This is a genomic window from Pseudomonas syringae group sp. J309-1, from assembly GCF_032582135.1.
In the GTDB taxonomy this organism is placed as follows: domain Bacteria; phylum Pseudomonadota; class Gammaproteobacteria; order Pseudomonadales; family Pseudomonadaceae; genus Aquipseudomonas; species Aquipseudomonas quasicaspiana.
This window is the reverse complement of the sequence record NZ_JAWHNU010000006.1, coordinates 104,084-124,534: the sequence shown is the minus strand read 5'-3', so window position 1 is coordinate 124,534 and position 20,451 is coordinate 104,084. Positions and strand designations below refer to the sequence as shown.

19 protein-coding genes are annotated in these 20,451 nt (G+C 57.2%); 6 read left to right on the top strand and 13 right to left on the bottom strand.

The annotated features are described in order from the left end of the window. The first annotated feature begins 60 nt into the window (after positions 1-60). Positions 61-1,917, top strand: coding sequence for a pyruvate kinase (locus RX972_RS05495; RefSeq protein ID WP_316873185.1), 1,857 nt, complete (start codon positions 61-63; stop codon positions 1,915-1,917). Between the two features lie 46 nt (positions 1,918-1,963). Here the strand turns inward: RX972_RS05495 and ppk2 are convergent, their stop codons facing one another. The 4 genes from ppk2 to RX972_RS05475 form a co-directional block, all read right to left on the bottom strand. Continuing rightward, positions 1,964-2,881 (bottom strand): polyphosphate kinase 2, encoded by a 918-nt coding sequence (gene ppk2 / locus RX972_RS05490; RefSeq protein WP_027900184.1) that lies wholly within the window; start codon positions 2,879-2,881, stop codon positions 1,964-1,966. Between the two features lie 75 nt (positions 2,882-2,956). Further along, positions 2,957-3,661 (bottom strand): YoaK family protein, encoded by a 705-nt coding sequence (locus RX972_RS05485; protein WP_316873182.1) that lies wholly within the window; start codon positions 3,659-3,661, stop codon positions 2,957-2,959. 52 nt (positions 3,662-3,713) lie between these two features. Further along, the gene (locus RX972_RS05480; protein WP_027900182.1) at positions 3,714-3,941 is read right to left on the bottom strand and encodes a hypothetical protein; all 228 of its coding nucleotides are present in this window, start codon (positions 3,939-3,941) and stop codon (positions 3,714-3,716) included. 582 nt (positions 3,942-4,523) lie between these two features. Further along, positions 4,524-4,865: an FKBP-type peptidyl-prolyl cis-trans isomerase gene (locus tag RX972_RS05475; protein WP_316873180.1), complete on the bottom strand. Its 342-nt coding sequence runs from the start codon at positions 4,863-4,865 to the stop codon at positions 4,524-4,526. A gap of 301 nt (positions 4,866-5,166) precedes the next feature. On the opposite strand from RX972_RS05475, the gene RX972_RS05470 reads away from it, so the two are divergent. Beyond that, entirely contained in the window at positions 5,167-5,931 is a 765-nt protein-coding gene (locus RX972_RS05470) for an SDR family oxidoreductase (RefSeq protein WP_316873178.1), read from the top strand. Between the two features lie 9 nt (positions 5,932-5,940). Here RX972_RS05470 and RX972_RS05465 read toward each other — a convergent pair whose 3' ends face one another. The 6 genes from RX972_RS05465 to RX972_RS05440 form a co-directional block, all read right to left on the bottom strand. Next, positions 5,941-6,228: a hypothetical protein gene (locus tag RX972_RS05465; RefSeq protein WP_099268766.1), complete on the bottom strand. Its 288-nt coding sequence runs from the start codon at positions 6,226-6,228 to the stop codon at positions 5,941-5,943. Positions 6,229-6,588: 360 nt separating this feature from the next. After that, positions 6,589-7,548 carry a threo-3-hydroxy-L-aspartate ammonia-lyase gene (locus RX972_RS05460; protein WP_316873258.1) on the bottom strand — a complete coding sequence of 320 codons (960 nt, stop codon included), beginning with the start codon at positions 7,546-7,548 and terminating at the stop codon, positions 6,589-6,591. A 44-nt stretch (positions 7,549-7,592) separates the two neighbouring features. Further along, positions 7,593-7,982 (bottom strand): RidA family protein, encoded by a 390-nt coding sequence (locus tag RX972_RS05455; protein WP_122703751.1) that lies wholly within the window; start codon positions 7,980-7,982, stop codon positions 7,593-7,595. A gap of 44 nt (positions 7,983-8,026) precedes the next feature. After that, positions 8,027-8,650: a helix-turn-helix transcriptional regulator gene (locus RX972_RS05450; protein ID WP_316873174.1), complete on the bottom strand. Its 624-nt coding sequence runs from the start codon at positions 8,648-8,650 to the stop codon at positions 8,027-8,029. 288 nt (positions 8,651-8,938) lie between these two features. Further along, entirely contained in the window at positions 8,939-9,877 is a 939-nt protein-coding gene (locus tag RX972_RS05445) for a fatty acid desaturase (protein ID WP_255877213.1), read from the bottom strand. Between the two features lie 173 nt (positions 9,878-10,050). After that, positions 10,051-10,689 (bottom strand): hypothetical protein, encoded by a 639-nt coding sequence (locus tag RX972_RS05440; protein ID WP_027898975.1) that lies wholly within the window; start codon positions 10,687-10,689, stop codon positions 10,051-10,053. A 289-nt stretch (positions 10,690-10,978) separates the two neighbouring features. On the opposite strand from RX972_RS05440, the gene RX972_RS05435 reads away from it, so the two are divergent. Then, a complete protein-coding gene (locus RX972_RS05435; protein WP_316873171.1) occupies positions 10,979-12,229 on the top strand; it encodes an acyl-CoA thioesterase/bile acid-CoA:amino acid N-acyltransferase family protein in 1,251 nt (416 codons plus the stop codon). On the opposite strand, the gene RX972_RS05430 is transcribed toward RX972_RS05435, so the two are convergent. Next, positions 12,230-13,120 (bottom strand): DMT family transporter, encoded by an 891-nt coding sequence (locus RX972_RS05430; RefSeq protein ID WP_316873170.1) that lies wholly within the window; start codon positions 13,118-13,120, stop codon positions 12,230-12,232. Between the two features lie 584 nt (positions 13,121-13,704). On the opposite strand from RX972_RS05430, the gene RX972_RS05425 reads away from it, so the two are divergent. The 3 genes from RX972_RS05425 to RX972_RS05415 all read left to right on the top strand — a co-directional run bounded on the left by RX972_RS05425 (position 13,705) and on the right by RX972_RS05415 (position 17,042). Then, positions 13,705-14,862, top strand: a complete 1,158-nt coding sequence (locus tag RX972_RS05425) for an MFS transporter (RefSeq protein ID WP_027898978.1) — start codon at positions 13,705-13,707, stop codon at positions 14,860-14,862. Between the two features lie 145 nt (positions 14,863-15,007). Beyond that, positions 15,008-16,369: an MATE family efflux transporter gene (locus RX972_RS05420; protein ID WP_316873167.1), complete on the top strand. Its 1,362-nt coding sequence runs from the start codon at positions 15,008-15,010 to the stop codon at positions 16,367-16,369. 22 nt (positions 16,370-16,391) lie between these two features. Next, complete coding sequence (locus tag RX972_RS05415; RefSeq protein WP_316873165.1) at positions 16,392-17,042, top strand: TetR/AcrR family transcriptional regulator; 651 nt, start codon at positions 16,392-16,394, stop codon at positions 17,040-17,042. 16 nt (positions 17,043-17,058) lie between these two features. Here RX972_RS05415 and RX972_RS05410 read toward each other — a convergent pair whose 3' ends face one another. After that, a complete protein-coding gene (locus RX972_RS05410) occupies positions 17,059-19,803 on the bottom strand; it encodes a beta-glucosidase (RefSeq protein ID WP_316873162.1) in 2,745 nt (914 codons plus the stop codon). After that, complete coding sequence (locus RX972_RS05405; protein ID WP_122703741.1) at positions 19,800-20,042, bottom strand: hypothetical protein; 243 nt, start codon at positions 20,040-20,042, stop codon at positions 19,800-19,802. Before RX972_RS05405 ends, RX972_RS05410 begins: the two co-directional genes overlap by 4 nt. Positions 20,043-20,451: the final 409 nt, after the last annotated feature.

Genomic DNA, 20,451 nt, shown 5'->3' with positions numbered 1-20,451 from the left:
GCTGGTCCAGGTGCTTGTCTGACGGACCGCAATGGTCTCCATTCGAAGCGAGTGCCCGCCATGACAATCATAGAAACCGACTTCAACGTATTGGATGAGCAGCAAATACGAGCTGCGCTAAAGCGTCTGTCTTTTTTGCGAGTCAAGATGGAGGCCGCTGCCCGGACGCCCATCGAAAGCATGCAAGTGCACCCTGATTATCTGGACAGTGCCCGCAACTTGCTGGGCTACCTCGCGTTGCGCCGCCATGATATTCGCCCTCTGCAACAGCAGTTGTCCGGGCTTGGCCTTTCTTCCCTGGGACGCTGTGAAGCCAATGCGCTCGCATCGGTCGACAGGGTCATTGATGTCCTTAAGCGCTTGCTTCCCGGCGCTGAACTTGAAGAGAGTTCCGGCAGCCTGGTGAACCGGACCGGGGAAAACCTCCTGAACCTGCATGCAGACCAGTTGTTTGGCGGGTCAGCGCCAGAGCGCGGCGTACGCATCATGGTGACCATGCCTCAGGAGGCCGCGAGCAATCCTTCCATGGTCCGTGAACTGGTGCAGGCAGGCATGGATTGTCAACGTATCAACTGCGCACACGATGACCCGGCGACCTGGCTGAAAATGATTGAGCATGGCCGCAGCGCCGCTGCCAAGGTCGGCAGAACCTGCCAGGTGATGATGGACCTTGCGGGGCCGAAGTTGCGTACGGGGCAGATACAGCCGGGCCCGGCAGTGTTGAAAATCCGCCCGCAACGCGATGATTTCGGACGCATCGTGACCGCCGCTCAAGTCTGGCTTGCCGAAGAGCCGGAGGCCTTTTCGGACGATGACTATTGTTTGCAGATGCCGGGAAAATGGTTAAAGCAGTTGCAGGTCGGTGATGAGCTTGCGTTCAGGGACGCAAGAGATTCAAGTCGCTCACTGTCGATCGTTGAAGTCACTGAACAAGGCTGTCGGGCGGAGTTGCGCAAGACGGCCTACATGATTCCCGGCATAGAGCTGCACTTGAAAAAGCATCGGGGTCGCCCGAAATCAGAACGCATTACCGGCGTGCCGCCTCGGGAGCAAAGCATTGTCCTCAACGAGGGCGATGCTTTACTGCTGAGCGCTGACGCCAGTCATGGTCATCCCGCAGTGGTCGACAGCACCGGTAAGGTCCTGACCCCGGCGCGTATCGGGTGTACGTTGCCTGAGGTGTTCAAGGACCTGCGCGCCAACGAACCGGTATGGTTTGACGATGGCAAAATCGGTGGGCGTATCCAGTCAGTGCAGGCTGACGTGGTTACCGTCCGTATTACCCATGCGCCGGGCGGAGCCAAACTGAAAAGCGACAAGGGCATCAATCTGCCCGACAGCGAGCTGCAACTCGACGCACTGTCATCAGAGGATCTGGAGGCACTTGCGTTCGCCGCCCAGCATGCGGACGTGGTGGAGTTGTCGTTCGTTAACAGTCCTGAGGACGTCAAATCACTTCTGGTGCATTTGAAGCGCCTCAACGCCGAGCATCTTGGCGTCGTGTTGAAAATCGAGACACGACGCGGATTCGAAAGTCTGGCGGCCTTACTACTGGCGGGCATGCAGAATCCGCGACTGGGTGTGATGATTGCCCGGGGAGATCTGGCGGTAGAAAACGGTTTCGAACGAACTGCAGAGTTGCAGGAGGAGATCCTGTGTATTTGCGAGGCGGCCCATGTCCCTGTGATCTGGGCGACTCAAGTGCTGGATACGCTGGCCAAGACCGGCGCGGCAACCCGTGCCGAAATTACCGACGCAGCGATGGGCGTACGAGCTGAATGTGTGATGCTCAACAAAGGTCCGCATATCCTGGAGGCCATGGGGACGCTGGATGACTTGTTGGTGCGTATGCAGGGGCATCGCAGCAAAAAGCGCGACCTGTTGCGCAAGCTGAGTGTGGCCGAGCTGAACGCCTAAGACCCCCAGCGCCTGGACTCTGGTTCCAGGCGCTCGTCGGGCTGTGTTAATAAATTTGCGGGATGATCAGGTCACTCGGCGTCGGCACGCGGCTGTAATCCTCACGGCGCTGACGCTCCGGCAGTTCAATCGCCGGTTGCTCGACTTCTTCGTAGGGCATCTGGCCCAGCAAATGGTGGATGCAGTTCAGGCGCGCGGTCTTCTTGTCGTCCGCCTGCACCACCCACCACGGCGCTTCGGCGATGTGAGTTCGCTCCAGCATGATTTCCTTGGCCTTGGTGTAGTCCTCCCAGCGACGACGGGATTCCAGATCCATCGGGCTGAGCTTCCATTGCTTGAGCGGATCATGGATGCGGCTGAGAAAGCGCAAGTGCTGTTCCTGATCGGAGATCGAAAACCAGTACTTGATTAACTGAATGCCAGAGCGGGCGAGCATGCGCTCGAACTCGGGCACGGTCCGGAAAAACTCTTCGTACTGATCGTCGTCGCAAAAGCCCATGACCTTTTCCACGCCCGCGCGGTTATACCAACTGCGGTCGAACAGGACGATCTCACCGGCCGCGGGCAGGTGCGAAACGTAGCGCTGGAAATACCATTGAGTGCGTTCACGGTCGTTGGGGGCAGGGAGAGCGGCTACACGACAGACCCGCGGGTTGAGGCGTTGGGTGATACGCTTGATCACACCGCCTTTACCGGCTGCATCGCGACCCTCGAAAAGGATCACGACCTTATGCCCGGTTTTCACCACCCAGCTTTGCAGTTTGACGAGCTCGCCCTGAAGGCGGAACAGTTCGCTGAAATAAAGGCGGCGGGCCTGTTTTTCATCGCTGTCGCTGATATCGTTTTCAAACAGTTTGTCGAGGCTGTACTCGTCTTCTGCCAGCTCGAGCTCCAGCTCTTCATCATTATGATCAAGCAGCTCGCGATGAATACGCCGCGCGATATTTTCGTGCTCAGGAGACATGTCGGGCACTCATCTGTAGGAAAAGTCCTCAGATAGTAATCAGCCCATATGAAGAAAAGGTGACGGTTTGAAGGCTCAGCGTGGTATGTAGCGACGCTGCCAGCGATAGGGGATAAACAGGGTCAATATCCCCAGCACTGCGGCAAATGCGCCGCTGATCAACAGCGCATTGGGTCCCAGCCGGTTTTCCAGCAGTGCGCCGATAATTGCCCCTATGAACATGCCGGCCCAAGGGACCAACTGTATGCGCCAGCCATCACGGCGCTCGCCAAGCATCCAGCGTCCCATACCGCGCCCGAATCGGGAAAGTGCTCCCGTCACATATGTCAGCCCCACCGGCAGGCCGTTGACCTGTTCAACGGCGGCATTGAGCATGCCCATGGCCAGAATCGCCGCCACGACGGTAATAATCTGCGAAGCCATTGGCCAGGCTGCGGCAGCGCACAGCAGCATACCGATACTTAATAACAAGGGCAGGGCGCGTCGGCCACTTACCCGGGCAACGATCACCCCCAGCGCATTGCCGATTACGAAGGTGATGATTGCCAACAGCAGGCGAGAGGTGGTGTTCAGGTCACCATCGCTGATCGCCACCGCCAGACGGGTGGTATTGCCGCTCATGAAGGAAACGAAGTCGCCCGTCGCCATGAACCCGATGGCATCGGTCATGCCTGCCAGAACCGAAAGGCTTGCCGCCAACCCCATACCCACACGCCCGCGCAATTTCTGCATGTGCAGATGCTTCAAACTAGCGCTGGCATTGGCGGTGGAAGGCAGCATCGCAGGTCCTTGCATTGATCACTGATTCAGACGCGAACATTGCAACGCTTGATTAAAGAGCCTTGGCGCGAACGATCCGTTTAGCCTTGATCTCGTCGGCGTAGGCTTTGAGCTGATCGGCATCTCCATACAGCCGGTTGACCAATTGCAGAATGGCCGTGACGTCGACATCAGTCATTTGTTCGGCGAGCTTGAGTATTTCATTGGCAGTGCTTTCAAGGTTCTCGGCAGTTCCCTTGAGGTGACGCTTGAGTTCCTGGGTCGGCTTGTTGAGGGCCATGATGTTTCCTTCTTATAAGTACCGCGATTTCTATGCGGTGGAGCATCGCTTTTTCTGGGGGAACAAGCAATCAGACCTGATGATGAGCGTTGTAGAAGTGGCCCCAGTGTGCATGACACCGCGCTGTCTCGCGGCAAACCAACGACCTGTAGGAGCTGCCGAAGGCTGCGATAGCGGTGTATCAGGAGAAATACTTCGCAGCCTTCGGCAGCTCCTGCAGAAAATGCATTTCAATCCAGTAATTTGCATGTTGTTTGATGAGAGAGGGCGGAACGCATAAGGCATGGTTGCCTGGATGCTGACGCACGAAGTACTCCACCTATCTGCAGGGCTGGCTTTCGCCCGGGAGATGCCGGCCTCGTCAGGTTTCAGCATTCAAACTGTGCAATGCGCATATGCCCATGTGAAATGAAACCAGATTGTGGGAGCTGAGCTTGCTCGCTATAAGGCTGGACGCAATTCACTTCTGATCGTATCCAGCCTTATCGCGAGCAAGCTCGGCTCCCACAGGTCCTGCGTCTTCATCAAACTGGGAGTATCCACTGGGGTGGGCTTTAGCCGAGAGGCGGTCCTGATGCCTGATCAATCATCCCGAGTCAAAACCTCCAGCAATTCGATCTCAAAATGCAGATCAGCCCCCGGCTTGATATGCGCGCCCATCTGCCGGTCGCCGTAGGCCAGATGTGCAGGCACAAACAGGGCGCGGATGCCGCCGACTTTCATGCCCATAAGGCCCTGATCCCAGCCCTTGATCACGCGCCCGGTGCCGATCACGCACTGGAAAGGCTTGCCGCGATCATGGGAGGAGTCGAACACGGTGCCGTCTTCCAGTTTGCCGGTGTACTGGGTGGTAATCAGCGCGCCCTTGACGACTTCCTTGCCGTCACCGGTGCGGATGTCTGTGACCAGCAATTCGTTGCTCATGGTGCTTTCTCTAATAAGGCGACAAAGGCGGCTTTTTCTCAGGAAAGCGTCAGTGGTGCAAGGGGTTTGATGAGTCGATCGACTTTGAATGCCACCCCCTCTAAAGCACGGTTGACTGTAGGAGCGCGCTTGCCCGCGATTCGATTTTAGAGTCGACAGATTTTTCATTCGTGGCAAGAGCATCGCGGGCAAGCGCGCTCCTACAGTCGACTTTGGTTGCAACTCGATAGCGCGGAGTTGGCAAGGCCGGGTAATCTCCTGTGCTATTCCGTACTTTTCCGAATCAGAAAGGAGTAACAGAATGACCAATAACACCGCATCAAAAGTCGCACTTGTCACGGGCGCAGGCAGTGGCATTGGTCGTGCTGTTGCGTTGGGCTTGCTGGAGGATGGCTACCGCCTGGTGCTGGCGGGACGTCGTCAGGAGCCTCTGGATGAGTTGGCGGCGGTTATTGGCGAGGCGGGTGGCGAGGCCATTGCAGTGTCCACCGATGTCCGCGATCCGGCGAGTGTCGATGCGCTGTTTGCGAGGATTGAAGACGCTTATGGTCGTCTGGATGTTTTGTTCAATAACGCCGGCGTTGGCGCCCCGGCCGTTCCGGTGGACGAACTGGACGTCGAGAAGTGGCTGAACGTGATCAACACCAACGTGACTGGAGTATTTCTCTGCGCTCGCGCCGCGTTTGGGCTGATGCGCAGGCAGGTACCGCAGGGTGGACGGATCATCAATAACGGATCGATTTCCGCCCACACGCCGCGGCCGTTCAGTTCACCTTACACCGCGAGCAAGCATGCCGTGCTTGGGTTGACCAAGACGTTTGCCCTGGACGGGCGTGAGTTCAACATTGCCTGCGGTCAGATCGATATCGGCAATGCTTTGACCGAGCTCGCGGCACGCATGACTACCGGGGTTCGGCAGGCCAATGGGCAGACCGCCGTGGAGCCGATGATGGATGTCAAAGAGGTCGCCAATGCGGTGCGCTATATGGCGAGCCTGCCGCTGTCGACCAACGTGCTAAACATGACCGTTATGGCCACTAACATGCCGTTCGTTGGTCGCGGCTAGATCAAAGGTTTAGTTCATGTTCTGGCTGGCAACGACCATGGCCTGGGCGATGTTGTTTTTTTCGGCTTCGGTGAAACCGTCCCAGACGTGGACCTTGGCGTAGTAGCCCAGGCCAGCCAGCGAATAAAGGCTCAGGGTGAACACGATGAAAATGGTCACGAACGTCCAGCGGCCGCCGTCACTCTCTTCACGGGACGAGAAGTTCTCGGTGTAGGTGTCGTTACCGTTACGTGATACGGCATTGGACGCCAGGCGTTTGAACCATTGGAGCAGGTAGATGATGACGAGTCGCAGCATGGGATTAGCCTCAAGTTTAAAAGTGTGCAGTAGGGCGCCCAGTGGGCTGACCCGAAATCGTCGTTTGCGCTCAGGGCGCGCTCGGCCACAAATGCCGAAAACGAAAAAAGCCCGTCTATGACGGGCTTTTCTTTTTATAAATCTGGTCAAGTCGCCGGGCTTCCAAGTCGACGACTGTTGATGTCGTTGAGGTTCGATTCCGCGTCCGCTTGCCGGTATTGCAACATTTTAGAACAATTGGTTTTCTCCATCTAGGACCGTTCGGCGGTTGTCAGACAACTGGTTGAATTTCTGGTGTGACATTTTGTCACGCGCGGCCGGGCGCTGTGAGGCAATTGTCTGCCCGATATCCATTACGGACTAATTAGCCAACAACTCCGCGTAACGCTGCAAATCGACGTTGCCGCCACTGATCAGGATCCCGACTTTCTGTCCTTTGAGCTGGTCCTTGATCTGCAGTGCGGCGGCGAAGCTCAGGCAGCCCGTTGGTTCGACGACCATCTTCATTCGTTCGGCATAGAAGCGCATGGCGTCGATGAGTTGCGCGTCAGACACGGTGAGAATGTCGTCCACGTCACGGCGAATGATCGGGAAGGTGTGGTTACCCAGGTACTGGGTTTGTGCGCCATCAGCGATGGTGTGCGGAACAGCGATACGGACGATTTCGCCCGAGCGAAAGGAGCGCTGCCCATCGTTGCCCGCTTCAGGTTCGACGCCATACAGCTTGCAAGCGGGCGACAGGGCACGGGTTGAAAGTGCTGAACCGGCGAGCAATCCACCGCCGCCCAGGCAGACCAGCAATGTATCCAGCGGTCCGACTTCTTCGAGCAGTTCTTTGGCGGCCGTGCCTTGTCCGGCTATCACGTCGGGGTGGTCGTAGGGGGGAATCAGGGTCATGCCCAGGCGCTCGGAATGTTCGCGGCCGATGGCTTCGCGATCTTCGGTCTGACGGTTGTAGATCACCACGTTTGCGCCATATTCGCGTGTCGCCGCAATCTTCGCAGGTGGCGCGTCGTGAGGCATGACGATGGTAGCGGGGATGCCCAGGAGACGGGCGGCGAGGGCGATACCCTGCGCATGATTCCCTGAAGAGAATGCTACCACGCCATGTTTACGCTGCTGCTCGTCAAATTTCGCCAGGGCGTTGAAGGCACCGCGAAACTTGAATGCACCGACCCGCTGCAGGTTCTCGCATTTGAAAAATATCTGGGCGTCGAACAGGCTGTCGACGGTGCGCGAGGTGATTACCGGCGTGCGATTGGCTTGGCCTACAAGACGCTGGGCAGCGGCTTCCACGTCTTGATAGGTGGGGAGTGTCAGAGTGTTCGTGTTCACGATGATAGTCACCTTCTCAACTGAAAATATCAGGCCGCTACGGCCATGGCTTCAACTTCCACGGCGCAGCCGTAGTGCAATTGTGCGACGCCCGCGACGGCTCTTGCGGGACGGTGATCCCCCAGCCATTGGCTGTAGAGTTGATTGAATAGCGGCCACTGCCCAATATCAGTGACATACACCCGCACCTGCACCAACTGCTCTCTGCTGATGCCAGCAGTCTGAAGACAGCTGTCCAGATTGAGCAGCACTTGTCGGGTCTGATCTTCAAACGAAGCATTGGCCAGATGTGCACCGTCGGCAGTGATGGGTAACTGGCCGCTGATCATCACGAAGCCATTGGCGATGGACAGGTGCGAGTAGTGCCCGGCAGGTGGACTGATGGTTGTGCTGTTCTTGCAGAGAATGGGTTCGGGCATGGGGTTCTCTCGTTGAAATTCAAATTTCAGAAGCGGCAGTGGGCCTACTTCAGGTAGCTGTAAGCGGCAGCGCGGGAGACCCCCAGGTGTTGCGCGACCACGTCCATGGATTTGCGCACTTCCAGTGCGCCCGATGCTTTCAGCTCTCGAAGCAAGGTGCGGCGTTCATCGGCCTTGAGCGAGCGGGGCGTGCTTGCCGAGCGACCCGCGAACTCATCAATCCGTTTGCGAATACTGTGTGCGCTATCCACTTCCAGGGACTCATCCACCGCGCAATCCACTCGGGTGAATTGAGCCATGGCCGTCTGTACGCCCTGGAAAAGAGTCAGATCAACATTCATGCACAGCGCCGCGACGTATTGCCCATCGACGTTGCGGATACCGATCGAGGTGCTTTTGGCCTGACGTCCATCGGGGAACCGGTTGGCGTAATTGGCGATGACTTGCGGATAGGCCGGGTCGGCGATTCGCGCGAGGCCCAGCTCGGTAGCCGGGTCACCAACAGAGCGACCTGACAGATTGTTGTGGATTGCGTAAATGGCGTGATCGGGAGATCGAAGGTCATGCACCACCACTTCGCAAAACGGCCCGAAGGTCTCGCCCAGGCCTTGAGCAACGTGTTTGAGTTGTTCGAGCAGGTTGCGGGGTTCTGCAGAAGAGTCGGACATGTGGATGGGTATCTGGATAAATGTTTAAGACAAAATATCCAGTAATTGACGTTTAGTAAAGGTCACTGGTGCTATGACCTGTGCAGGAGCTGCCGAAGTGCCCCTGATAACACCGATCTGTAGGAGCGAGGCTTGCCCGCGAACCAGACGACTTGGTAGGCCAGACGAACCGCATTATCGCTCTTCGCGGGCAAGCCTCGCTCCAACAGACGTGTTTGCCGCAAACAGCGCTGTGTCAAAAACTCCGGGCCATCTCTACAGGAAATTTGCATGTATCCCGCTATGAGCTCAACGCCAGGGGTGCTGCGGACTATCAATCGGCCGTACGCCATGTTGCCTGAATAATGCGCCGTACCCGTCCACCAGAAACTGGCCACTGCGCTGCAGCCAGTCTTCACGACGCTCTGCGTAAACCCGGGGCAGGTAATACCAGGGCAAGCCCGGAAGATCGTGATGAATCAGATGCAGGTTCAGGTTCAGAAACAACCAGCGCCAAGGCCAACCCGCTTCATTGATGACCGAGCGATGTTGCGGCGATGCCGCAGGCCGGTGCTCATAGAACGAGCGGACCATGGATAACGCCAGAGCCAGTACGCTGGCCAGCAGGTATTCGAAGATGCCGATTCCGCCTTGTACCTGAACAAACCACAACACTGCCACCACGCAGGCACCGTGAGTCAGCCACATCAGCCAGGCTTGCAACACGCCTTGCCGTAGCCTTCGCAGTTCTACTGACAGCAGGCCAATCAGCGCAATCGCCGGGCCGACCAGCAATCGGCCATAAAGAGTTTTGTTCAACCAGTGCAGGCTGCGCGACACGATGCTATTGCGCTGCCAATGCTGTTCGCTCAGGTAGCGGCTCTCGGGATCATGATGTGGCAGGGTCAGCTCTTCGTCGCGGTGATGCAGTAGATGGCTGTCGCGATACAGCGTGTAGGGATACCAGATCGCGAGCGGCGCGTAGCCTAGTAGCTTGTTCACTGACCGCCAGCGGGTCGGATGGCCGTGGAGTAATTCGTGCTGCACCGACATCCAGAACGTGATGACCGGCACCAGCAACATCAAGGTCAATCCGCGGCCCAGTAGTGCCGAGTATTGGATCAGGCTGAACCAGGCCGCGTAAGTCCCGATCAGCAATAACCAGGTTGGCCAGTCGGTGCGGGCGGTCCAGGTTTTGCGCAGTTGGGCGATGCGCTGTTGGTGCGTGGCGTCGAGGTAGTTGGGCATGCGCATCACCGGCAGATAGGCATTAAGGCAAGTGGCCTGAAGCTGCACCTTAGCAATTCCGGTTATGCGTGAATAATCACATTTAGCAGTGTTTATATAATCTATTGGACTAAGCGTGGGTGCAAAAATGGGGGCAACCCAGGCCCCCATTCTTCAGTTACCTGATTGTTCAGTTACTTGCCGAATAACCGCTCATGTACCCAGCCGTTATTGGTCAGGATCATGCCGCGTGTTTCTTTGATCGGCGTTTTTTCAGCGGCGACTATTGCAGGCAAGTCCCGGATGGCAGCTTGCACGGACTCTTCGTACGCCCATTTCGGCAAGTCGCTGGTCTTGTAGCTGTACGTCACGCGTGAAACCTTCTGGCCCATCATGTCGCCAGGCTCACTGAACTGGTCGACGCTGACGATTTTGGCTTTGCCAACACACAGGGCGCCAACAGTGGTCCCGTTCATAAGTTTCCGGGCGTCATTCTTGTAGAACTTTCGACCTTCATCGGTAAGGTCGAAGGCATAGCGGATATCGGTGCGAGCAGGTTGAGCAAAGCTCTTCGGGATCTCTTTACGAGATAGCTCAGTTTCTTTAACTACCCCCACTTGAGCCAAGGTATGCAAGACCTTGTCTGTACCGCTGTAGTCGAACTCCTGACTCTCGGTAGGAAAGTTAGCGGCCACCAGACATCTCGGATACAGAGTGTCGAGGTAAGCTTGTGCAGCTTTTTCGAAATTTTCTTCACTGGCCTTTTTCGGGTCGGAGCAGCCCGCGAGCACGGTGAGCAAAACGGCCAGCGATAAAATCTTCCTGTCTTTCATGTTGCGTCCTTGATTACGGGGGGAAGTTTCAGCCAATGAAATACGTCATTAATCTGAACCCAATCAAGACCTGTGAACGGGGCGGAAGTTTCCGGGTATCTAATGGCATCTGTTGATTTTGTGGAATGCCTCGACCTATCCGAAATCACTCCAGCCAATAGATAAAACGGCAAAAGACCTAAGGTTATTCCGCAGAGGAATTTGGCTTTTTCCATTGTCTTGTTCACATTGTGCGCACACGACGAATTTGAAGGTCCGGTAGCACGCAGCGCGTGATAAGGCGAAACTCATGACAACACTCTCCGTGACACCCGCAGACGGTTTGCTGGACGAGCCTCGACGCATCTCCATAAAAGGTCTGGAGCCCTCGCAAAAGGTTGAGCTTTCCACGCGCACCTTGCGTGGCAACGGGCAGTATTGGGTCAGCTCTGCGACGTATATCGCCGATGCATCCGGGCAGGTTGATCTGGAACGCGACGCGCCTGTATCCGGCAGCTATGAAGGCGTCTCTGCGTCAGGCCTGCTCTGGAGTCAGCGACCAGAAGCGTCTGGTGCTGCTGATGTTTTTCCAGACGACGTGCTGCAACCCTTGGTGACTCAAATATCCCTTGAGGGGAGTGAGCAATCCGTCACCTTGATTCAGCGACTCGCATCTGGAGGCGTAACTCGCCGTGAGGTTCGCGAGGACGGTCTGGTCGGAACCCTGTTCACGCCGCCTGGCGTCGGGTCGCATCCCGCTGTGATTGTGCTCAACGGTTCAGGGGGCGGGATCAACGAACCCCGAGCCGCGCTTTATGCCTCGCGAGGTTACGCCGCGTTGGCGCTGGGCTATTTCAAGGCACCGGGCTTATCGCCTTACATTTCAAATACGCCCTTGGAGTACTTCGTCGCGGGCTTGGCCTGGGTGCGACGTGAGGTTCGGCCTGCCCATGATTTCGTTGCGCTGAGCGGGCAGTCTCGGGGCGGTGAGTTGGTGTTGCTGCTGGGCAGTATGTTTCCTGAGGCGGTGTCGGCGGTCATCGGTTATGTGCCAAGCGCCCTGGTGCATGGTGGGCAAGCGGCGGCTGATCCGGCAGTAGGCCGGGACGGACCGGCATGGCTCTATCGGGGACAGCCACTGGTGCACCTCTGGAACAACAATAAAACCGCTTCATGGGCGGCCAGGGATGCCGGTTTGCGTAATGCCGAATCCATCAGCACAGCGCTGCTGGATCACGATGCCGTGCGCCGGGTCGCCATCGAGGTAGAGAAAATTCGTGGGCCCGTCCTGTTGCTGTCTGCGGGGGATGATGCGGCCTGGCCTTCAGCGCTTTTTTCCAGAATGGCGTACTCGCGGCTGAAAGAGGCGGGACATCCATGGCCCGTGCAACACCTGAGTTTTGAACACGCTGGCCATACGATTCTGTTGCCGAACATACCGTCCACCTACAGCGTTGACGGCACGCCTGCGGCCAACGCTGAAGCCAATGAACAATCGTGGCTGGCGGTGAAGGCGTTTCTCGACGATGCGGTCAACGCTCGTGCTGCAGAGGGGGCTTGATCAGATCTTGATGGGTTGTGGCGCCTTGACCGTGGTCCGGCGCCCGAGTACCACCGTGCCTACGACTCCTGCAGCAAATACCCAGGTCAACGGGTCAATGTGCTCACCAAACCACAGCGCAGAAAAGGCGATGGTAAAGAAAATCTGCAGCAACTGAACTTGCCCGACGCGTGCAATGCCGCCCATGGCCAGCCCGGCATACCAGGCGAAGAAGCCGATGAATTGCGAGAACAGCGTGACGTAGCCGAAGGCCCATAACGTCGGGGCGCTGATTGCTCCTTGATGCTGTGATGCCAGGTAAAGCACCGGCCCCAGCAGCAAAGGGAAGGCCAGCACCAATGCCCAGCAGATGACTTGCCATCCGCCCATTTCCCTGGCCAGACGTCCACCTTCGGCATAACCCAGACCGCCCAGTGCGATGGCCGCCAGCATCAGCAGATCGCCACTGCTGATACTGCCAGCGCCTTGAATCATCGCGTAAGTCAGCACCAGCGCACTGCCCAGTGCGGCGCATGCCCAGAATGCTTTGGAAGGCCGCTCATGGTGCAGCCACGCCGCGTACATGGCGACGATCAGCGGTTGCAGGCCGTTAACCAACGCGCCATGGGAAGAGGGCAGGGTTTGCATGGCCCACGATGAAAGCACCGGAAAGCCGACGATCACTCCGAGGATGACGAAGCACAGGCCTTTGAGTTGTTGCCGGGTTGGCCAGCGTTCCCGGCGCCAGAGCAACAGTGCTGCCGCCGGAATCGCCGCGACAAGTGCGCGACCGAGGCCGTTGAGCAGCGGGTGAATTTCCTCGACCACAATGCGGGTCATGGGCAGGGTCAGGCTGAAAATTATAACGCCGAGCAAACCGAGGGCCATGCCGGTGTTATCGCGGGAAGTCATAAACGGTTCATCGTCAGAGAGTGTGGGCCGGTATTTAGCCATAGAGGCGAAATCTCCCTGCGCTACAGAGAGCGACAGAGTGGGCAGTACACTTTGTCCTGTGGCTGTTTTTATTTTGAACAGATCACGAAGGTGCTCTTTGAGCTCCTCTGGCAGGTCGTAATCTCTGTTGGAGCGAGGCTTGCCCGCGAATCAGGCGATGAGGTAGCTCAGTTACTCCGCGTTATCCTCTTCGCGGGCAAGCCTCGCTCCAACAGGAAACGCGATTTACTATTCAGTCCAGCTTCGCAGGATCGTGCAACGAACAGCGCTGATCGGGCAAACCATGCCGCCCCAGGCGGCAGTACAATTTCAGGGCGCTGAAGCTGCAGGCAGGCATGCAGCGATGGATACACGACGCTTATTGCAGTAGACCTCATCAAGGTGCATCGACATAATGTCGGCCGCTGTTTGCCTATAACAATTCCTTCCCGCTTTGATTGCCCGGTCGACGAGCGATCAGCGCCAAGTCATATCAGCTTGACCATACCTTTTAAAAACCAGCTCGGGGTTCCTCCGTCTGGCGCTTCGCTATTGGAGTTCGAATGCTGTTACCCATTCTGCTGCTGTCGGCCGCAGGCTTTACTGTGCTGACGACCGAATTTGTCATTGTTGGCCTGCTGCCGGGTATCGCCCGGGACCTTGAGGTGAGCATCCCGCAAGCCGGGTTGCTGGTGACGTTGTTCGCCTTCACCGTGGCCTGTTTTGGTCCATTCCTGACGGCGTATTTCGCGCGCTTTGAACGCAAGAAGCTCTTCGTCACCGTGATGGTGTTGTTTGCACTTGCCAATACCCTTGCGGCGCTGAGTCCCAATATCGCTGTAATGGGAATTGCACGACTCATACCTGCACTCGGGTTGCCAGTGTTCTGGGCGTTGGCCAGCGAGACTGCGGTCGATCTGGTTGGACCTGAGCATGCAGGGCGGGCCATGGCAAAAATCACTTTCGGTATCGTCTGCGCCACGGTGTTTGGCATCCCGGTGGGCACGCTGGTCGCCGATGCCGTGGGCTGGCGTATGGCGTTCGGCATGCTCGCGGTACTGGCGCTGGCCAAAGCGTTGCTGCTGTTCGTGTACCTGCCCACCATTCACGTCAACCGTCAGGACGTTTCGTTGCGCGAGCAAATGAAAGTTCTGCGCAGCCCGGTCCTGCAAGGCCACGTGTTGCTTTCCGTACTGGTGTTCTCCGGGATGTTCACGGCTTACACCTACCTCGCCGACATCCTCGAACGGCTGGCCGGTTTCAACGGCACCGTAGTGGGTTGGTGCCTCATGGCGTTTGGCGCCGTGGGCCTGATCGGCAACTCATTGGGCGGGCGAGCGGTGGACAAGCATCCGCTGATGGCCTCGATTGTGTTCTGCGCGTTCATGGTGGCGGGCATGGTCGCTTTGATCCCGAGCATTCATTCGCCGGTTTTTCTGGCGATGGCTTTGGCGACCTGGGGGATTACTCAGGCGGCGTTGTTTCTGGTCAGCCATGTGCGGGTCATGAAAGCCGCTGAGGGCGCGACGGCTTTTGGCGCGTCACTGAACATTTCGGGTGCCAATCTGGGCATCGGCCTGGGCGCGATAGTGGGCGGCCGAATGATTGATTCGTTCGGCCTGCAGAGTCTTGGCTACGCCGCCGCAGGCTTTGTCGGGCTTTCCATTCTGCTCGCTGTTCTGTTGATGGGGCGTCCGGTTTCACAGCCGCTGCCGGAGTAAATCGCAAAGGCCTCCACACCCTTGGTCGGCCCTCAGTAGATATCGCGCAACGGCGATAGCAACCGAACCTGCGCACCGCTAGAATCGCCGCCTGAATGAGCTTCGCCACTGCTGCTGGCGAAGTATTGCCTGTTTGGGGAATGTGATGGCGGTAGCCCGCGCGAAGTTTACTGAAGGGCTTATAGCGCGCCATATCCTGGTGATGACCAGCACCGGCGCCCTGAGCCTGTTCGCAGTGTTTCTGGTAGACATCCTGACGCTGGTCTATGTCTCCGTGCTGCACCAGCCCTTGCTGCTGGCTGCGGTCGGCATCGCCAAGGTATTGATCTTTCTCAACAGTGCTTTGGCCAACGGTTTGATTATCGCGGCGGCGACGGTGTTGTCCGAGCGTATCGGGCATCGTGCGACCAAGGCCGTCTCGCGCTTCACCGCCAGCCTGATGGTGATGGTGCTTATCGTGTGCGGACTATCAGCTGCCTTGCAACTGGCGTTGATCGTTCCGGTGACTCATCTGTTAGGTGCGGATGCTGCGACTTATGAAGCAGCACGGGTGTTTATCTGGCTGACGTTGCCGTTCAGTGTGCTGCAGTCGTTGATGCAGATGACGGCGCAAATCCTGCGCACGGCCGGGGATAGTCGTCGGGCGCTGTGGGTGGTGCTATCGGGTGCTGCCACACTGGCTATTGCTGATCCATTGCTGATTTTCGTCTTTGGTCTGGGGCTGGAAGGCGCAGGCCTTTCCTATGCCTTGTCTGCGTTAATGTCTGCCTGCCTGGGGCTGTATTGGGTACGTCGCCATGTCGGGCTGACGATGTCCATCAAGCTCAAACTGCTGCGCATGCATGTCAGGCGCACGTTCAGGGTTGCCTTGCCTGCCATGGTGGGCAATTTGGCGACCCCGGTGGGGGTGGCGTATCTTGTCTCGAGCGTGGCTACTTTCGGTACCTCGGCCCTGGCGGCAATGGCGGTCCTTGATCGGGTCTTGCAGTTTTCCTACTGCGCTTTTTTTGCCTTGCCGAGTGCATTGGCACCGGTGCTGGGACAGAATATCGGCGCTCATCTGGATCAGCGGACCCATTCGGCAATTGCCTTTACCCGCAAACTGGTCATTGTCTATGGCCTGGTTGTCTGGGGATTGTTGCTGTTGGCAAGCGGGCCTGTTGCGGACTTCTACGACCTGGAAGGTGAAGGCCGAGTGCTGTTTCTTGCGTTCTGCCAGTTTGGCGGTGGTTTGTGGGTGCTCATTGGCCTGGATTTCGTCTCGATTGCGGTGTTCGTGACGATGCAGCGGCCATGGCTGGTCGCTGTGTTTGCCTGGCTTCGGTCAACGATCGGTACAGTGCCGTTCATATTCGCGGGCACGCACCTGTTCGGAAGCAGCGGGTTGATGCCGGGTACGTTTACCGGTAACGCGTTGATCGCATTGACGTCGACCTGGGTCGCGTCCATCACCGCCAGGCGATTCTTTATACGTCGGGCCCAGCCAGCGAGCGTCGGGAAAATTTGAATGCAGTTGTTATCGGATTTTTATGTCAGTTGACGAATCAGGGAATGAATCAGGCGAAGAGCTTTCGCCAAAGCGTCGCAGAGCGCCCAAAGGGGAAATGCGCAGAACTGCGTTGCTGGACGCGGCCACGGTTATTTTCGCCCGGGACGGCTATACCAGTGCTTCGATGCGCGACGTCGCGGCGCTTGCCGGTATTACCACCGTAGGTCTGCTGCATCACTTCCCGAATAAAGAGGCGTTGCTGGCTGCACTGCTGGAGCGCCGAGATCAGCGGGTGACTTCGAGGTTTCGCGATCTCACGACCGAGCTGACACTGACCGGCTTTCTCAAGTTCTTGAGGTTGAGCATGGGGTTCAGTATCGAGGACGCTGCCGAATGTCAGGCGTCAATGGTGATGAATACCGAAAGCCTGTCTGACGCACACCCGGCATTTTCCTGGCACAAGGAACGCTTTCATCTCACCCATGATCATGCTCGCGGTCATTTGACGGCGTTGATAGAGGCTGGGGAAATTCGCGCGGACATTGACATCAAGGCCATGGCCCAGGAAATTTTCTCGGTCATGGATGGCTTGCAGATTCAGTGGCTGAGAAGCCCTGAAGAGGTGGACGTGATGGCGGTGTTCGACATCTATTTGCGGCGCTTGGGGAAGGACATTCAGGCTCATCCCTGAGCCTGAATGCTGACGCTTAGTAGGCCTGTGCGGCGTTAACCTGCACGGCCTTGCGCAGCGGCAATGGCAGTGGGTTGCTGTCGCGGGTGGTCAGGTGTTCCGGGAACAGCGTGGTCAAAGTGCGGTTCAGGGTCAGGTTCTCTGAGTCGGAACCCACGAGAATCTTGAACTTGCCTGCATCCACATCCCAGCTCGCGGTCTTGTCGACGTAGTAGGCCAGGGAGCGCGAGTCAATCGGGATGCTGACGGTCTTGCTCTCGCCCGGTTGCAGGTACACCTTGGTGAAGCCTTTGAGTTCTTTCTCCGGACGATCAACCGCAGGTTTCACCGGTTGCACATACAGCTGCGCCACTTCGAAGCCAGCCTTGTCGCCGGTGTTGGTCAGCGTGAACTTCACGTCGATGGTAGCGCCAGGACTCAGCACGTTGGTCGACAGTTTCAGATCGCTATAACCGAACGTGGTGTACGACAGACCGTAGCCAAACGGATAGAGCGGTTTTGCGTGTTTCTTGTCATAACCGCGATAGCCCATGTACAGGCCTTCGCTGTAGGTCATCTCGGTCAGGGCATTGTTGCCACGGTAAGCAGCCGGGTCCGGATAGGACGCATAGCTCGGGTTATCTTCTATTTTCTTGTCGATGGTGATCGGCAGTTTGCCCGATGGGTTGACCTTGCCATACAGGATTTCGGCCAGTGCCTGACCGCCTTGCTGACCCGGGAACCAGGCTTGCAGGGTAGCGCCGACTTTGCTTGCCCAAGGCTGCATGTCTGCAACACCGCCGCCGTGCATCACCACGATGGTGTTGGGGTTGGCGCGGGTCACAAAGCTGATCAGCTCAGCCTGTTGGTCGGGCAGTTCGAAACCGTGGTCGGAACCTTCGCCTTCATGCTCGTAGTTGGAGCCAGTGGCGACGACTACCGCGTCGTATTTCGACAGATCCTTGGGCGGACGCAGGGAAGCCCAGCTCATCTGTACGCCAGTAACACCGCCCAGTGCCGGGATGAAGTTGCCCTGCACGCGCTGGTATTCAAGCTTCACGGAGTACGACTTGCCTGCCACCAGCGCCGGGGTTTTGCCAGAGGTGGTCATGGCGTTCACGACGTCGGCGGAGTACGGCACGCCGTCGCTCTGCAACACCAGCTCATCGTTGACCCACAGTTTGTAAGGACCGTCTGCACGCACTTTGAACACGTGAGCGCCGGAAACCGTCGGCTTGATGTTCGCCGTAAAACGAGCCGAGAACGCACCCGCTGACGGGCTGAAACCGGATACGGCGGTGGTGCCTGCGTTGGTTTCGTTGGTGCCGGTGGTCCAGTTGAGGTTCACACCCGGCTCGACGCGGGTCACGCTCGGGCTGCCCGAAAAGCTGGTGTTGGAGAAGTACTCGGCTTTCACGCCAGAGTTGTTCACACCGTTGCTACCCGTGGCAGGCTGGTACCAGGCTGCGGATTTCGGGTTAAGGCTCAGCTCGGACAGATAAGTGACATTCGAGCTGCTCGACGCCAGTTGCTGCAAACCGCTTAGCTCGGTGACGTAGCTGTTGGGCGGCGAGTTGGCCGTGCCGAATGGCGATGCCGGTGCTTCGTGTGCCCAGTCGCCGATCACTGCGATTTTGGCAGTCTTGGCCAGTGGCAGCAGCGGTTTGCCTTCAGTGGTGTTTTCGTTGCGCAACAGCACGATGGATTCACGCGCGGTGTTCAATGCTGCGCGTGCGCCGTACTCCGGATGGTCCAGCGTCTTCGCAGTGTTGAGGTTTTCCTGGAAGTCGTAGCTGACGATGGCGCGCAGGTTGCGCTTGACCTTGTCATCGATGACGTTCTGGGTCAGCTGACCGCTCCAGAGATACGGCAGCAGGTTGGCTTCGGTAAATTGCAGACCCGACGGCATGTCGATATCGGTCCCTGCCCAGGCACCCTTGAACGCATCGTGAATGGCGTTGAAGTCACTGATTACAGTGCCCTGATAACCCCATTCGCCCTTGAGCACTTCAGTGATCAGGTGGTGGTTTTCGCAGGCGTAGTCACCGTTGATTTTGTTAAAGCCGCACATGATCGAGGCGACGTTCGAGTTTTTCACCATCGACTCGAAGCCTGGCAGATACAGCTCGCGCAGGGTGCGTTCGTCAGCGATGACGTTGACCGCCTGACGATTGGCTTCCTGTTCGTTGGCCAGGTAGTGCTTGCCGCTGGCCTGGATGCCTTGCGCCTGAATGGCGTTGACCACCGCCGGAGCCAGAACCGCACCGAGGAATGGATCTTCACCGCTCATGTACTCGGCAGAACGACCGTTGTAGGGCGTGCGGTACAGGTTGACGCCCGGTGACAGCATTTGCTGGCCGCCCGAGATGCGGGTTTCGTAGGCGATGGCCAGGCCGAACTCTTTGGCGCGGTTGATGCTCCAGGTCGCCGCGAGGGCTGACTGTGACGGGTACTGCGCACCAAAAGTGGCGTTGTTGACGTGCACGCCCATGGACGAGTCATACGCCGTGGTGCCCTTGATGCCCCACTTGAGCAGCGGCGGAATCATGTGTCCGTCGTTGACGCGAGTGAAGTTGATCTTCTCGGACTGGTTCATGTTGTCGAGGATCGAGCTGACACGGGCTTCAACCTCGTTGCCGGTGGCTGGCGTCACCGCTGCGAGTGCCATGTTGGCTTGCAGAATGCCGAAGGTCAGCAGGCTCAGGCCGAGGGTGTGTTTGAAGGCTGACAAGGCGGGCGTCCTTTTTGCGTAGGCAATCGACTGATAGTTGGAAGGGGTCATGGACGTTGCGCCTGCGCTGGAGCGTCATCGGTGACCACCGGTGCGTCGAGCACGGCAGAAGGGCCTTTTGCCGTTGCTGTGCTGACATTGGCAACGCCAGTCAGTTGGTCGCGCTTGGCCTCGACCTGCACGCGAATCTGTTCCGTGGAAGTTGCAGTGTTGGTTGCAGAGCTGGAGTCGGCCGCCAGGGCAGACAAACTATGGGCGCAGAGTAGCACTGCGCTGAAAACAGACAGCATGGGTCTGGTCATCGACTAAATCTCGATTAATGGTTCGGGGAAATAAATAAACGCGGTTGCGGCCATCAGCCGAACGTTAAGTCCAGCGCCAGGATTAAAAGTTCACTGACCAATAGAGTATTTATCTAAATGTTTTTATTAAATGGTGGCACTTGGCCTTAACCGCTGTTTTTTCCTGTTTTTCCGAGCTTTTGTCGGCTGTTAATAACGGTTTTAACGTGATTTCTTGGTGAAAAATGCTAACAAAAATAGATTTAATTGATTTTAAATTCAGTTTTATGGTGGTAAATCAGTTAAAAATTGCTATTTAGTAAACCTAATTGCAGTTAGGTTTAGCGTTCTGGTAAGCTTTGATCACTGTGGATAGTTGGTGTTTTTATTGGTGAGCTTCTTCTGTTTAATGTTTTTT